At 62.5% G+C, this 14,991-nt stretch carries 14 protein-coding genes and 1 pseudogene; 13 read left to right on the forward strand and 2 right to left on the reverse strand.

The features are described 5' to 3' along the window. Window positions 1–89 precede the first annotated feature (89 nt). The 9 genes and pseudogenes from OIT41_RS17970 (at window position 90) to OIT41_RS18005 (ending at window position 8,837) form a co-directional block, all read left to right on the forward strand. Complete coding sequence (locus tag OIT41_RS17970) at window positions 90–536, forward strand: acyl-CoA thioesterase (protein WP_241709449.1); 447 nt, start codon at window positions 90–92, stop codon at window positions 534–536. A 3-nt stretch (window positions 537–539) separates the two neighbouring features. Further along, a complete protein-coding gene (locus OIT41_RS17975; protein WP_241709448.1) occupies window positions 540–1,424 on the forward strand; it encodes a PaaX family transcriptional regulator C-terminal domain-containing protein in 885 nt (294 codons plus the stop codon). Window positions 1,425–1,565: 141 nt separating this feature from the next. Then, window positions 1,566–1,661 (forward strand): annotated as a pseudogene (locus tag OIT41_RS21030) (hypothetical protein); the annotation flags it as partial. Between the two features lie 105 nt (window positions 1,662–1,766). Further along, window positions 1,767–2,591: an Lrp/AsnC family transcriptional regulator gene (locus OIT41_RS17980; protein ID WP_241709447.1), complete on the forward strand. Its 825-nt coding sequence runs from the start codon at window positions 1,767–1,769 to the stop codon at window positions 2,589–2,591. Window positions 2,592–2,746: 155 nt separating this feature from the next. Further along, window positions 2,747–3,835, forward strand: a complete 1,089-nt coding sequence (locus OIT41_RS17985; RefSeq protein WP_241709446.1) for an ABC transporter permease — start codon at window positions 2,747–2,749, stop codon at window positions 3,833–3,835. A gap of 52 nt (window positions 3,836–3,887) precedes the next feature. After that, window positions 3,888–5,039 (forward strand): sugar ABC transporter substrate-binding protein, encoded by a 1,152-nt coding sequence (locus tag OIT41_RS17990; RefSeq protein ID WP_241709445.1) that lies wholly within the window; start codon window positions 3,888–3,890, stop codon window positions 5,037–5,039. An 8-nt stretch (window positions 5,040–5,047) separates the two neighbouring features. Continuing rightward, a complete protein-coding gene (locus OIT41_RS17995) occupies window positions 5,048–6,601 on the forward strand; it encodes a sugar ABC transporter ATP-binding protein (RefSeq protein ID WP_241709444.1) in 1,554 nt (517 codons plus the stop codon). Between the two features lie 23 nt (window positions 6,602–6,624). After that, entirely contained in the window at window positions 6,625–7,644 is a 1,020-nt protein-coding gene (locus OIT41_RS18000; RefSeq protein ID WP_241709443.1) for a succinylglutamate desuccinylase/aspartoacylase family protein, read from the forward strand. Then, the gene (locus OIT41_RS18005; RefSeq protein WP_241709442.1) at window positions 7,641–8,837 is read left to right on the forward strand and encodes an amidohydrolase; all 1,197 of its coding nucleotides are present in this window, start codon (window positions 7,641–7,643) and stop codon (window positions 8,835–8,837) included. Before OIT41_RS18000 ends, OIT41_RS18005 begins: the two co-directional genes overlap by 4 nt. Before the next feature lie 92 nt (window positions 8,838–8,929). Here the strand turns inward: OIT41_RS18005 and OIT41_RS18010 are convergent, their stop codons facing one another. Continuing rightward, the gene (locus tag OIT41_RS18010) at window positions 8,930–10,429 is read right to left on the reverse strand and encodes an amino acid permease (RefSeq protein ID WP_241709441.1); all 1,500 of its coding nucleotides are present in this window, start codon (window positions 10,427–10,429) and stop codon (window positions 8,930–8,932) included. 44 nt (window positions 10,430–10,473) lie between these two features. Beyond that, window positions 10,474–10,872 (reverse strand): RidA family protein, encoded by a 399-nt coding sequence (locus OIT41_RS18015; protein ID WP_241709440.1) that lies wholly within the window; start codon window positions 10,870–10,872, stop codon window positions 10,474–10,476. Window positions 10,873–11,019: 147 nt separating this feature from the next. Between OIT41_RS18015 and OIT41_RS18020 the strand changes: the two genes are divergently transcribed. From OIT41_RS18020 to OIT41_RS18035, 4 genes are read left to right on the forward strand one after another with little or no spacing between them, the layout of a single operon-like run. After that, window positions 11,020–11,865: a fumarylacetoacetate hydrolase family protein gene (locus tag OIT41_RS18020; RefSeq protein WP_241709439.1), complete on the forward strand. Its 846-nt coding sequence runs from the start codon at window positions 11,020–11,022 to the stop codon at window positions 11,863–11,865. A 33-nt stretch (window positions 11,866–11,898) separates the two neighbouring features. Next, the gene (locus OIT41_RS18025; protein WP_241709438.1) at window positions 11,899–12,381 is read left to right on the forward strand and encodes a cupin domain-containing protein; all 483 of its coding nucleotides are present in this window, start codon (window positions 11,899–11,901) and stop codon (window positions 12,379–12,381) included. Between the two features lie 5 nt (window positions 12,382–12,386). After that, the gene (locus OIT41_RS18030; RefSeq protein ID WP_264637987.1) at window positions 12,387–13,277 is read left to right on the forward strand and encodes an acyl-CoA thioesterase; all 891 of its coding nucleotides are present in this window, start codon (window positions 12,387–12,389) and stop codon (window positions 13,275–13,277) included. A 41-nt stretch (window positions 13,278–13,318) separates the two neighbouring features. Next, complete coding sequence (locus tag OIT41_RS18035) at window positions 13,319–14,977, forward strand: AMP-binding protein (RefSeq protein ID WP_241709437.1); 1,659 nt, start codon at window positions 13,319–13,321, stop codon at window positions 14,975–14,977. The last annotated feature ends 14 nt before the right edge of the window (window positions 14,978–14,991 follow it).

Genomic DNA, 14,991 nt, shown 5'->3' on the forward strand with positions numbered 1-14,991 from the left:
GCTTCGGCATATCGGGTTCCGAACGGCCGTCACTTGATGTATACAATTGAAGGCGGCCTGAGCAATACAGCGTCGCCGAAGGGGGAACCGTGGATGGCACCGAAGCGCCGGCAGTGATGCAGGCAAGCATCGACAGAACTGTGGAGTGGGTGGACACCGATGCGTCGGGCCATCAACACAATTCGGCGATCATGCGTTGGGTCGAGGCTGCCGAAGCAGAGCTCTTCCGCAATCTGGCGCTTCCGGAGTACTTCCCGAGTGCTCCGCGAGTGCAGCAAGTAGTCAATTACACGGCCAAGCTGTGGTTTGGCCAACGGGTGACAGCAACCGTGAAGATCCAAAAAGTCGGCCGTACGTCCATGACCCTTGCGTTCGAGGTCTACGGCCACGCACATCCAAACTCGCCGGGCGGCCTGGCTGCACATGGGACATTGACCACAGCACACGTGCCAGCGGGCTCAGCCTCAGCCCAGCCGTGGCCGGAACGGATCCGGCAGGCTGCTGGCGTAGCGGTCCCGAACAGTCCGGGGTTCTGAACCATGACGGACATGCCCGCTCCGCCGGTACGTCACCAGCAGCTGATCGTCACCATCTATGGGCTCTACGGCCGGAGTTCGGGCGATGCCCTCCCTGTTTCCGTCCTGATTTCGATGCTGGGCGACCTCGGCTACGACGCGCCGGGAGTCCGTTCCTCGGTCTCGCGGCTGAAGGCCAAAGGTGTCCTCAAAAGCGTCCGCCAGGACGGGGTCGCCAAGTACGAGCTCTCTGACACCGTTCTGGACGTCTTCCGCGAGGGCGACCGGAGGATCTTCGCCGCCGATCGATCCGCCCAGTTGGAATCCTGGGTCCTCGCGGTGTTTTCCGTCCCTGAATCTATGCGGAACCGCCGGCACCAACTACGCTCCGAGCTGTCCGGGCTCGGTTTTGGATCCGTGGCCTCAGGGGTGTGGATCGCGCCGGCCCAAGTCCTTGATCAGGCCCGGGAGCGGCTTGCCTCGCGCGGTCTCATCCAGTTTGTGGACTTCTTCCGGGGCGACTACCTGTTTGAAGGCCCCATGCGTCCGAAGGTGGCCGAATGGTGGGATCTAAAGGCCATCGACGAGCAATTCGCCGAGTTCCTGGATCTCTACGAAGGGGCTGGAGATCTTTGGGCCGCACTGGTAGGAGATGATCCCGAGGCCGCCCTGGCCAACTCGACGGCCCAGCTGCGCCGGGATGCTTTCCGCTACTACATCCCCATGCTGACGCTGTGGCGCCGCTTCCCGTACCGGGACCCGAACCTGCCGTCGGAATACCTCCCGAAGGACTGGCGCGGTCCGGCGGTTCGCGAGACGTTCCAGGCGGTTCATCGCCTTGCCGCGCCCCTCGCGGCAGCGCACGCGCACGAACTCATCCACGGCAGCATCGACCTGGTGGCGCCCTAGTGCGATCCAGCGAGGCAACACGGACGTTGACATACCGCCGAGTCGACTGTTAAGTTCGCGCACAGGTCTCGCGGCCAACGCCACGCGGGGTCGTCTCGTCCCGCCTCATCAGGGAAGCAACCTTCAAATAGTCGAGGAATTGTGCACGAATCCATCGCTCCGGACGAGCTTGACTTGGCGTTGTTGGAGGCACTGCAGCGCGCGCCGCGCGCGCCATGGGCTCTGATCTCCCAGGCGCTGGACGTCGCGCCAATCACTTTGGCTCGCCGGTGGGACCGCTTGCGCGAAGCCGGGCTCGCTTGGGTGAGCGCTACGCCCGGTCCGGCTTTTCACACTGTTGGCGTGACCGCGTTCGTCTTGATGTGGTGCCGTCCACGGCTTCGGGAAAAATTGGTCGTAAGGCTGCAGAACGACCCTTCAGTGGCGACCTTGGAAATCACGGGGGGCGCGCCCGATCTTTCCATGACGGTGTTCTCAAGCAGCCTCTACTCGCTTCACGAGAGTGTATTGAGCCGGCTGGGGAGCTATCCCGGAGTTGACCGTGTCGAAGTATCGATTGTAACCACACTGTACGGAGAGGGTAGCCGCTGGCGGCTCCGCGCGATGGACGCCGGTCAGGTTGGCAGGCTCGCATCAGTAACTTCACGGGATCCGCTCGACCGCCGGGAGATGCCGCAGCTAGATCCAGTGGATCGTTCTCTGCTGGACGCGTTGGTGATGGACGGCCGAATGGCCTTCCAGGATTTGGGGGCACAGGCGGGCGTGACCCCGGCGACCGCCCGGCGTCGCGTGGGCCGGCTTGTTGACAGTGGGGTGGTGCGAGTCAGGTGCGATCTTGCCGCGCCAGTGTTTGGCTGGCCCATCTCGGCAACAATCTGGGGCAAGGTTCCCGCGAACAGGCTTCAGGAGGTGTGTCGGAGCTTGGCTGGATCCTCTCAAGTTCGTGTCGCGGCGGCAACGACAGGACCCAACAATCTCATGGCGACCTGTTGGCTCCACTCGCTGGGAGAGATCGAGGCGGTAGAGGCAACCCTGCTTGAGCGGTTTCCCTTTGTAGTTGTGTCTAACCGGGTTATCGATCTGCGGTCCGTCAAGCGAATGGGCAGGCTTCTCGGAGAAAATGGTCGGTCCGCGGGCGTCGTCCCGCTCCGACCGTGGACGGACTGAGCCCAACCACCCGGAGCGAGGATCGTTTTCCTACAATTTTGGCCGTGTTGTTGCTGAATTCAAACAAATTTCTGCCTCTTATGATCGTTGACCTCAGACTTTCCTTAAAGCGCGACAACGCGCAAGCACTGAGTGAGATCCATAGGAGTGACAAAATGGCGCAAACGCGAATCGGACAAGACCCTGCGGCCTCCCCCGCGACGTCTCGCGGCGGCCTGGTTAAGGACGGACCATCCCGTCCCGCAAACACGACTGACGCACCCCTGGCCGAGCCCAGGTTGCGGCGTCACGATTGGATCGCTCTGATCGGTTCGCGCTTCGGGCTGATTATCACCTGGGCCCTGATGATCGTGGCTTTTGGCGTGCTCCTGCCCGGAGTTTTCCTCTCAGGCTCGAACTTGGGTTACCTTCTGAGTTCGCAGGCCACGGTCCTTATCGTGGCAATCGCAGTGACCATTCCCATGGCCGCCGGGGAGTTCGATCTGTCGTCGAGCGGTGTAGTTGTGATCACGGTGGTCACGATGGGGTATCTAAACGTCATCCAAAGGTGGCCGCTGATGCCGACAGTGCTCGTGGCGCTGGCAATTGGGTTGGTAGTCGGATGCGTGAACGCCTTTTTCGTCGTCCGTATCGGGATCAGTTCACTCATTGTGACGCTCGCGATGACCTCGGTGCTCATCGGCTTCGCTTTGGGGCTCAATAACCTCACCGTCACCGGCATCTCTGTGGACCTGGTCGATGCCGCCCGAAGCACTGTGGGCGGGATCCAGCTCGTCTTCTTCTACGCCCTGGGTGTGGTTGTGGTGGCGTGGTACGTCTTCCAGCACACGCCCATCGGCCGCAGCCTGTACTTCACAGGTGCCGGACGAGAGGTAGCTCGCCTGTCCGGAGTTCGAGTGGACGCGATCCGAGCCGGGTCCCTTATCGTATCCAGCCTTCTTGGCGCGGTGGCCGCAGTTCTGCTTACCGGAGTGCTCGGCTCGGCCGACCCAAACGTTGGTACCAGCTACGCGCTCGCACCGTTCGCGGCCGCGATGCTCGGATCCACCAGTTTCACGCCCGGTCGTTTCAACATCTTAGGAACGGCGGTCGCGACATACTTCCTCGCAACCGGCATCACCGGGCTCCAGCTCTTGGGACTGGCCGGCTGGGTGACGCAGGTGTTCTACGGCATGGCCCTGATCCTGGGAGTCGCCCTCTCAACGTTTGCGGCCCGCCGCAACGGCCGAACAATTCGCGCATAAGCATCCAAGAACAATGTCGTTCTCGACCCAAACAAAATTTAGGTGATTTCAAATGATGAGACAGAAACGTGCAGCAATCCTGCCCATCGTGATTTCCGTTGCGCTCCTGGGCATGACGGGCTGTCAACGAGCGAGTGAGAGCACAAATGCCGCGGGGACCTCAAACCCGGAAAGCATCGCCACCAAGGCGCTAGCCCTCGACATTGCGCCGGTGACCGCTAGTCCCAAGATCCCGTCGGTCAAGAACGGGACTTCCTTACGGGGCAAAAACATCAGGTTCATCGCGAGCGGCCTCAGTTTCCCCTTCAGCCAGGACGTTCTTGCCGGCGTCAAGGAGGGCGCCGCGGCGGCGGGTGCCACCGTCACTGTTTCGGACAGCGAGGGCGATCCTCCGAAGGCCGCTTCCCTCGTAGATCAGGCAGTTGCCCAATCCGTCGACGTCATCCTCCTTCAGGGCACGCCCCCGAAGAGCGTCGCATCGAGCATCACCGGGGCCAAAAGCCACGGGATCCCTGTGATCAGTGTCGGCAGTGACGCGCCGGGCAAGGTCTCCAAGGAACTTGCGGATATCGGTGTATTCGCCTACGCGTCGGCAACGAACGACGTGGGCACACGGCAGGCCAACTTCGTGGCTGCGGACTCGTCTTGCCACGCAGGTGTGCTTTACCTGGGCTCTTCGAGCTTCGGAACCTCGAGTTCCGATATGGTCGACCAGTTCACGAAACAGTTCGCCCAGTTGTGCCCCGATGCAAAGGTCGCCGTGCAGGACGCACCTTTGGAAGCTTGGTCGTCCCTCCTGCAACCGCAGGTCAACGCGTTTCTGCAGCGCAATCCAGAAACCCGCTACGTTGTGAGCCTTGTCGACGACATGAATCTGGCGATCAAGCCGTCGATCACCGGGCTCGCTGGCCGAAACATCCGCTTGGTGGGCTCGAACGCCATTGTCGGGGCGCTGAGCGGGCTCCAGGACAAGGCGGACCCGGAGGCGGCCACAGTAGGGACCAACCTCTACCAAATGGGGTGGGCGGCGGTTGACCAGGCGATGCGCGCGATCGCAGGCGAGGACGCGGTTGCAGACGAGCAGGTCCCGAACCGGACATTTACGCGGGCCAACATCGACACGATCGACCTGGCGAAGAAGTCCGGCGACTGGTACGGCTCGTTCGATTTCCGAACCTTCTACACCCGGCTCTGGCAAGGGTGATCAGTACCATGAACTCAACGAACCAGGAGCCCCTGCTCCGGGCCGAGCATCTCACTAAGTCCTACGGCGCCCGTCCCGTCCTCAAGGAGGCATATCTCAACATCGTGTCCGGTGAGATCCATGCCCTACTGGGCGAGAATGGCTCAGGCAAGTCCACACTGATCAAACTCCTCGCCGGCCAGATCGCCCCGGATGGGGGCTACGCGGCAGACAATGCTCCCCGCGTCACGGTGTCCGGCCGGTCGGAGGGACTCCCGATCGACCCTAAGACGGCAGAACGCCTGAAGCTTGGATTTGTGCACCAGGATCTCGGCCTGGTCCTTTCATCCACCGTCATGGAGACGCTAGGGCTAGGGCGTTACCGAACACAGTGGGGAAGGATCAACTGGCGCGCCCAGCGGTCCTATACCGAGGAGACCCTCCGACGGTACGGGCTCGGGCTCTCGCCCGACGCGGTGGTCGGACGCCTGTCCGCAGTAGAGCGGGCCATGCTGTCGATCATCAGGGGCATCGAGTCCATAAGCGGCGAGGAAAAGGGTGTGCTCGTCCTAGACGAACCCACAGCCTACCTCCCGGCGGACGCGGTGCACCAGCTATTCGAGGTCCTCCGCAGGATCAAGGCCACCGGTAGCTCGGTGGTATTTGTGACGCACCGACTCGACGAGGTGAAGGATATTTGCGATCGGGCGACCATCCTGAGGTCAGGCGAAGTCGTGGCGACCATGGATGTCGCGTCAGCGACTACCGACGACCTCATAACGGCCATCCTTGGCACGGAGCTCACGAACCTCTATCCGTCCGAGCATACGAGCGTGACTGAACCCGTCCTACGGGCTACAAATCTCAGCGGAGCAGAAACGCGTGATGTCTCATTCGTGGCGTCCCGCGGAGAGATCCTCGGGCTGACGGGCCTCGTGGGAGATGGTTTCGAGGAGATCATCGGTCTGTGCTTCGGCGCAAGCCGCGGAGAAGGGAAAGTCGAAGTCAAGGGCACGGAAGTCGAGCAGAAGTGGCTTCGACCGCGCCGTGCCATGAGCATGGGGATGGCGTATATCCCCGCAGATCGGGCGACCTCCAGCGGACTCATGGCGGCTTCGGCGGCCGAGAACCTCACAATGGCCACCATGAGGCGTTACTGGCGTTCGGGTCGCATGGCCTACTCAGAGGAGCACAAGGACGCAATCGAGGCGATGCGCCGTGTTGGGTTGCGGCCACTGGCGCCCGATCTGCCCCTCAGCTCGTTCAGCGGCGGCAACCAGCAAAAACTAATCCTTGCCAAGTGGCTGCTCACCCGTCCCCACGTTCTCTTCCTCCACGAACCGACCAACGGCGTGGACGTGGGAGCAAAGAAGACTCTCTTTGACCTGATCAACCGCGCAGCCCAAGACGGCTGCTCCGTCGTGATCGCGAGCAGTGAATACGAGGATCTCGCCCATCTTTGTCATCGAGTCATCGTCATCAAGAACGGGGCCGTCTCCGGAGAGCTGACCGGGGATCAGTTAACCACCGATGCCATAACCCACCGCTGCCTCGCCTCCACAGCGACGCCTGCCACATCGTGAAACCAACATTAAGGAATCCCGCAATGAGCGTATTCGAGGTCGGATCCCTCCACGTACCCGCAGGGGAACTGCGACACGGTCGCCTGACCGCCACCACGTCCGCCTCCGGACAAGTAGTCAGTGTGCCGGTAAGCATCATGCACGGGGTGGAGCCTGGTCCTGTCCTTCTTGTCACTGGTGCCACGCATGGCACTGAAATCACGGGAACACGAACACTTCTCAAGCTCGTCGCGCGCATTGACCCGGCGAGGCTGCGAGGAACATTGATCTCAGTTCCGGTGACCAATCCCCTTGCTTTCGACCGCGCGACCTACGCCTCGCCCGAGGACGGCATCCACCTCGGAATGCCGTGCTACTGGCCCAGCGACCCAGCCGGATCACCAACGCTGCGGATAGGGGCGCAAGTCCGCAGTCTCTTCGATGTCGCGACTCACTACATCGATTTGCACAACAACGCGGAGCCGGCCGTGCCCATGTCGATGGAGTTCGCGGCACAGTGCTCCTCACCCGAGGTCCGCCAAGTCCAGCGCGCAATGGCGGAAGCGTTCGGCGTCACCCCGGTGCTGATGACCGACCCAGAGGACGGCACCGCGGAGAAGGTGGGGTCCGTGGACGGCCAGCCCGCTGCTGCCGCGTCAGCACATGGTATTCCGGGTCTGATGGTCGAGTTGCTCGACGAGCATGGACACCAAGGATACGAAGCGGGTGTCCGAGGTGTCCTCAACATCATGTCCAAGCTAGGAATGTTGGAGGAACCGGTTGCACCCCAGTTGGTTGAAAAGCTCCAAGGAAGTTTCACCTACCATGGGGTACTCACCTCCCGCGAGTCAGGCGTTCTATTCCCGGTTTGCGATCCAGGAACAGTTATGGAGCAAGGCAGCATTGTTGCGCACATCGTGGGCATGGATGGGTCGGTGTTGGAAGAGGTCAAGATGCCCGTCACGGGATTCGTGTGGGCTTTCCTGACGACCGCGCCAGGAGGTGGGTCCTTTGCCGTGCCCGAAGGCCATGCTGTCGGATTCGTTGCGGCGGCCGACCTATGAGCGCCAACGCAGCCATCCCCGCGACCATGGGTGCATCTGCCACCAGGAATACCGAACTTCGAAACGCCATTAAAGGGGCAGTGCAGGCGGAGATAGAGGCTTTTCGCGACCGGGCCATAGACCTCAGCCATCGCATCCACGGCATGCCCGAACTCGGTTTTGCCGAGTTTAAGTCCAGCAGGGAAGTCGCGAACGAGCTGCGCGCAGCCGGATTCACAGTGACAGAACGCGCCTTTGGGCTGGACACCGCGATCTCCGCAGTTGCCGGAGCAGGCTCCTTCAAAGCGATCGTGGTGGCAGAGTACGACGCATTGCCAGAGCTTGGCCACGCCTGCGGCCACAACCTGATCGCAGCATGCGCAGTCGCTGCCGCTGTCGGACTGAAGGGCGTGGCTGAGCAGCTCGATCTCACGGTCGAAGTGTTGGGCACCCCGGCAGAGGAGACCGGCGGCGGCAAGATCCTCATGCTGGAACAAGGTGCATTCATCGGTGCCGACATGGCCATGATGATTCATCCTGCGCCATTCGAAGACGCCTCGCCAGGCTTCCTCGCGAGCACCGGTTTCTCCTTCGAGTTCTCGGGTAAGAGCTCGCACGCCGCCGCGTCGCCATGGGGGGCAGCGAACGCCGCCGACGCATCGACCATCGCGCAGGTCGCCGTCGGTTTGCTTCGCCAGCAGCTCCCCAACGACACCCGAGTCCATGGTGTTGTCACGAGTGCCGGTTCTGCTGCCAACGTGATCCCAGGAAGTTCCGCGGGTGTCTACGGGATCAGAGCCCAGACCCTTGGGGACCTTGAGGATATGGTCCCACGTGTCGAGGCCTGCTTCACGGGGGCGGCCCTCGCGGCCGGGTGCACAGTGGAATTGGAATGGGAACTGACATACCCGAATGTTGTGCAGTCGCCGCAGCTGGCCTCGCTTTATCAGCAGAATGCGGAGGCCCTAGGCCGAAGCTTTCCGCAGGATCCGGAAGCCCGCGCATTCCGTGCCTCCACCGACTTCGGCGCCGTCTCCCAAGTCGTCCCAAGCCTTCATCCGCACGTCAAGATTTGTGACTCGCCTGTGTCCAACCATCAGTCCGCGTTCACGGAAGCTGCAGCCTCGGAGCGAGCTGATCAGGCGCTCATCGAAGGCGCAATCGCGATGGCTTGGACGGTTGTGGACGCCGCGCTGACACGAATTCGCCCGTGACTCACTGGAACTCTGCGGCAACCAGTTCTCGTGGGCAAGTCCAGGCAGCACGCAGGTGGGCCGGCCGCAATGCGGCCGGCCCACACCACACCCTAGGAGCGCACAGCCCCTTCCATGTTCCGGTCGGCGTCGGAGCCGGATCCGACGACGGCGGGCCCGGAGGTGGTGCCTTCGTCGCCGGTTGCAGAACCGTCGGCGTCGGACTCTGCAGTTCCCTGAGCGGAGCCTCTGCGGCCCTTCTTCAGGACGAAGTGGAGGACGACGATACCGATGGCGAACGGAACCCCGAAGATCAGTGTCATCCGGAAGGCGTCAACGAAGAGGGTGGTGACCATGATGGCAACCATGAGGATCGCTCCGGCCCAGGAGGCCACCGGGTAAAACCGCAGCTTGTACGACAGAGCCGTCCCGTCGCGCTTCGCTGCCCGTCGGAACGCCAGATGGGTCACGAAGATCATGAGCCACGTGGCCATGGCTCCGAACATGGACAGCGCCATCATGAAGGTGAAGCCTGACTCCGGATTCAGGGCGTACACGCAGGCCGCCACGGCGATTCCACCTGTGCAGAGGACCAGTGCATTGACCGGGGAACCGTTCTTGTGAAGCCGCCCGAACACGGCGGGCGCCTGCCCTGCGCGGGACAAGCTGAACATCATGCGCGTGGAGATGTAGAGCTGCGAGTTCATGGCTGAAAGCGCAGCCACAATCACCACGACGTTGATGACTGAATCGGCGAACGGAATGCCAATGACCTGCATGACGGTGACGAAAGGGCTGTTTCCGGCAAGGATCTGGCTGACAGGTGCAATGGCCAGGATCAGCGCCAGGGTCAGGATGTAGAAGAGGAAGAGACGGAATACCGTGACCTTGAACGCCTTCTTGACGGCCGTTCCCGGATCCTTCGCTTCGCCCGCGGCAATTGCGATCATCTCCACCGAGAGGTAGCTGAAGATCGCCACAATCACGGCTACCCACATGCCGGACACGCCGTTGGGGAAGAACCCGCCCTCGGCAGTGTAGTTGTGGATTCCGTAACCAGCCTCTCGCTTTCCAAAGACCAGGATGGCGGCGAGCAGGATGAATCCAAGGATGGCGAACACCTTGATGCTGGAGAACCAGTATTCCAGGGTGCCGAAGGCCTTGACGTTGAACATGTTGACGGCGATGAGGACCCCGGCAAACAGCAGGATCCAGAACAGTGGTGGGACTCCGGGGAACCACAGCTTCATGTAGTCCCCGATCGCAAGGACCTCGGTGCCTACGGCCAGCACGACGCAGGACCAATAGAGGTACTTCACCAGGAATCCGGCGAGGGGCGAAATGTAGTGTTCGGCGAAAGCACCGAAGGACCCGGTGGTCGAATGGGCCACGGTCATCTCTGCCAGCGCGCCCATCAGCATCACTGCGATCAGGCCACCGATCGCATAGCTCAGCAGGACGCTGGGTCCGGCGAAAGATATTGCGAACTTGCTTCCGAGGAAAAGCCCAGTGCCGATCGCACCGCCCAGCGCGATCATGGTCAACTGTGGGCTGGTGAGTTCGCGCTTGAGTCCGCGTTCGCGGTTTTTAATCAGGTCGAAGCTGTGTGACATCGTTGTCTCCTTGCTCGAAACTTCTGGGGGTTGTGCCGCAGGGGCTAGCGCTCCGGGATGACAGCGATGCCTTGGATCTCGATGAGGGCTTCCTTCTGCCAAAGCCGCGTGACGCCGATTCCAGCCATGGCGGGATAGTCGGATCCGGCCATTTCGCGCCAGATCCGCCCGATCTCGCGGCCGTTGGCCATGTAGTCGTCCACGTCGGTGAGGTAGATGGTCACACTGACCAGGTCCTCGGGTAATCCGCCCGCCTCGCGCAGGGTAGTCAGCACATTGGAAAACGCCTGGGTGAACTGTTCTACGATCCCGCCGGGAACGATGTTCATGTCCTTGTCCAGGGCCGTCTGCCCACCCAAGAACAGCGTGTTTCCGGCAAGCATTCCGTGCGCAAAGCCCGACGGCTTCGGGAGCGACCCGGGATTGACGGTCTTGTGGCCCATGTTGTTCCTCCTCGTTGTGGCTACTACGAAAACTTTTGAAAAGCCTCTGTGCAGATCATTCCTGCCGTGCTACGTTGAGCATATGTGACGATCGTAAAAAAGTCGACATACAGATTTTCGGGAAGCAGCACTGGAAGGACAGAACGCATGAAACTCGCGACACTGCGGATGGTCGGTGGAAGCACAACGGCGGCGCTCGCCACGGGTGCCGACTCCTACCTCGCGCTGCCGTGCACCGACGTCGGGGCGCTTCTTGCACAGCCGCAGTGGCGAACCATCGTAGAGAAAGCGGCAACCGCCGGAGGCCACGGCATCACTGACCCTGAACTGGCACCCCTGCTTCCACGGGCCGGAAAAGTCATCTGCTGCGGGCTGAACTACGGCGACCACATTCAGGAGATGGGCCGCGAACTGCCGGAATACCCCACGCTCTTCGCGAAGTACGCGGACACCCTTATCGGGCCGGCTGACACCATCCACGTCCACGACAGCGCGAAGGTCGACTGGGAAGCCGAGCTGGCCGTCGTGGTCGGCTCCGTGCTGTACCGCGCGGACGAGGACCAAGCCCTCGCGGCAATTGCCGGGTACACCATCGCCAACGACGTTTCCATGCGCGACTGGCAGAACCGCACGCTGCAGTGGTTCCAAGGCAAGGCGTTCGACGGAACCACCCCGGTGGGCCCGGTCTTGGTGACCGCGGACGAGCTCGACGGCGACTTCGAGGTCCGCGGTTATGTCAACGGCGAGCTGGTGCAGCACGGGAACACCAGCACCTTGGTGTTCGGACCGGCGAAACTCCTTTCCTACATCTCCCAGTTCACTATCCTGCGCCCCGGAGACCTTGTCCTGACCGGTACGCCCGGCGGAGTGGGGATGGGCATGAGACCGCCGCGCTTCCTGAACGACGGCGACCTCCTCACCACCGAAATCGACGGGATCGGAAGGCTGGAAAACCAATTCAGAATCCACGCATCCGTCCCCGCCAACGCCTAAGCCAATACCAAGCACTTCAAAGGAGTGACCACTATGAACACAACCGCTACCGACTACCGCCTCGAAGGCGACAACTCCATCTACGCCCAGGCCGACGGCAAGGTGGTTCCCGTCGTCACCCGCGCCGGTGAAGAAGATACCAACACTGCCCAGTCCGGCGACTGTGTCCGCGTCTCCGGCGTCAGCATCCAGCACACGCCGGCCACCAAGATCTGGTTCGGGCAGGTCTCCAACGTTCCCGGCTACCGCTCCCTGCCGCACCATCACGGCGAAGCGGAAACCGGCGGCTACGTGCTCCGCGGCCACGGCCGGATCTACTTTGGTGAGAACTACTCCGAGTTCCTGGACATGAAGACGGGCGACTGGGTATTTGTCCCGCCGTTCATGCCGCATGTCGAGGCCAACATGTCCGTCACCGAAGAACTCGTGTGGCTGACCGCGCGCACCCCGGAGAACCTCGTGGTCAACCTCGAAGACGTTGCCGACGAGGCCCTCGCAGACTTCCGCAGGGCCTGATGGACATGTCCACTGGAATCCTGACCTCGGAGACGTTCCTCAAGGCCATCGAGCTGACAGCCGTCCCCGCCCGGATCCACGACGAAGCCTACGAAGCCACCTCACAGTACGTTCCGTGGCCCAAAGCATACGGAGGGGACATGGTGGCCCAGGCCGCGGCAGCGATGATGCGATCGGTCGACGCTGACAGGCAGCTGCACTCAATGCACAGCTACTTCATGCGCCCCGTGGAGATCAGGGCCACGGTCCGCTATGAGGTCGAACGCCTCCGCGACGGCCGTGGATACTCGACCCGCAGCGTGCGTGGACACCAGAACGGCAAGACCGTGTATGCGTCGATGGGCTCCTTCCAGGTTCCCGAAGACGGTCCGGAGTTCCAGCCTCCGGCGCCTACCGCCGTCGAACCCGAATCCCTGCGCAGTGCCGCCGAGGTGCTACAGGGGGTCGAAGGGCCTGCTGCCGAGTACTGGTCCTCGAAGCGCAGCTTCGACATGCGACACATTCCCGGGCCGGTATATCTGCAGGTCGAAGGCGATTCTGTGCCGCACCAGGCAATCTGGGTGAAAGCCTTCGAGCAATTGCCCGACGCCGGTGACGAACACGCGACGGCAGATCTGCACCGGGCCGCGCTGGCATACGTCTGCGACTACACCATCCTCGAGCCTCTGCTCCGGGTGAACGGGCTCCACTGGTCCAGCCCCGGACTTGCCACGGCCAGCCTGGACCACTCCATGTGGTTCCACCGGGACGGCCGCGCGGATGACTGGGTCCTGTACGCCCAGGAGGCCGTGTCCGGGCAAAGCAACAGGGGGCTGGCCACGGGCCGTTTCTTTGACAGGCAAGGACGCCTGCTGGCAACGGTTGCCCAAGAGGGCATGATCCGCGCCGGCTCCTGAACACCTTCGACTTATCTGCCGTATTACTGAAAGGAGTGGCCATGACAATGTTGAGATCAGCCCACGTGGACACCTTTACCCGCGACCATTTGCCACCGGCCGGCACGTGGCCGACCCTCGAATTCACCCTGCCGGAACTCCAGTACCCGGCGACGCTCAACGCAGCGGCGGTGCTCATTGACGACGCCGTCGCAAGCCATGGTGCAGAGCGGGCCGCTCTGCGGACCCCCGACGGCACGGTCTGGACGTACGGTGAGCTGCGGCGGCGCGCCAACCAAGTTGCCCAGGTCCTCACCGAGGACCTCGGAGTGGTGCCTGGCAACCGCGTCATGTTGCGCGGTCCGAACAATCCCTGGATTGTCGCGGCCTGGCTTGGCGTGCTCAAAGCGGGAGCCGTTGTTGTCACCACCATGCCGATGTTGCGTTCCAGCGAGGTCGGCACGCTCATCAGCCTTACGCGTCCGGCCGTAGCCATCTCCGACCACCGGTTCATGGATGAACTGCTCGCGGCGGCAGGAGAGGACACCGTTGTCCTCTCCTACGGATCAGACGACGCCGGCGACCTCGCGTCCCGCTGTGACGCCAAGAGCGGCGAGTTCGCTGCCGTTCCGACCTCCGCCGACGACGTCGCGCTGCTCGGCCCGACGTCGGGCACCACGGGCACGCCCAAGATCACCATGCATTTCCACAGGGACATCCTGGCGAACGCCGACACGTTCGCCCGCCATATTCTGCAGCCAACCGCTGACGACGTGTTTGCCGGTTCACCACCCCTCGCCTTCACGTTCGGCCTCGGTGGGCTGGTGGTCTTCCCCCTGCGCTTCGGCGCATCCTCGTTGTTGACCGAACGGGCCACCCCTGTGGAACTTGCCGAGAGTGCCGCCGCTGCCGGGGCCACCATCCTGTTCACTGCACCAACTGCGTACCGGGCCATCCTCAAGGAAGGCCGCGGATCGCTGCTCCGCGAGCTCCGGGTAGCGGTCTCGGCGGGCGAGCACTTGCCCAAGGAAACGTGGGAAGCCGTTCGGGCGGCCACCGGTCTCCGGCTCGTCAATGGCATCGGAGCTACCGAACTGTTGCATGTGTTCATTTCCGCGTCCGGGGATGACATCCGGCCCGGCACCACCGGACGGGCCGTGCCCGGGTACAGGGCAGCCATCCTCGACGACGAGGGCCTGGAACTAGGACCCGGGCAGCTTGGCCGGCTCGCCGTCATCGGCCCCACCGGATGCCGCTACCTGGACGACCCACGGCAAGCGAATTACGTGGTCAACGGCTGGAACGTCACCGGCGATACCTTCACGAAAGACGAGGACGGGTACTTCACGTATCAGTCCCGGTCGGACAACATGATCGTTTCCTCCGGCTACAACATCGGCGCCCCCGAAGTGGAAACCGCCATCGACCTGCACCCCGACGTAGTGGAGAACGCGGTCATCGGCCGCCCCGACGAAGCACGCGGCAGCGTCGTCTGCGCATTCATCGTCCTGCGCGAAGGCGTCAGGGGCGATGACGCGAAGCGCAAGGAAATACAGGACTTCGTCAAACGGACGATCGCCCCCTACAAGTACCCGCGGGACATCCGGTTCGTCGACGAACTTCCCCGCAACCCCAGCGGCAAGCTGCAGCATTTCAAGCTGCGCGACCGCATCAACGACGACCCCGAACAGCTTGCCAGCGCAGGCTTGGGCCAGGCCTGAGAAGGAGCAAAAGC

The sequence above is a fragment of the Arthrobacter sp. YA7-1 genome, assembly GCF_025960325.1.
Lineage (GTDB): Bacteria > Actinomycetota > Actinomycetes > Actinomycetales > Micrococcaceae > Arthrobacter > Arthrobacter bambusae_A.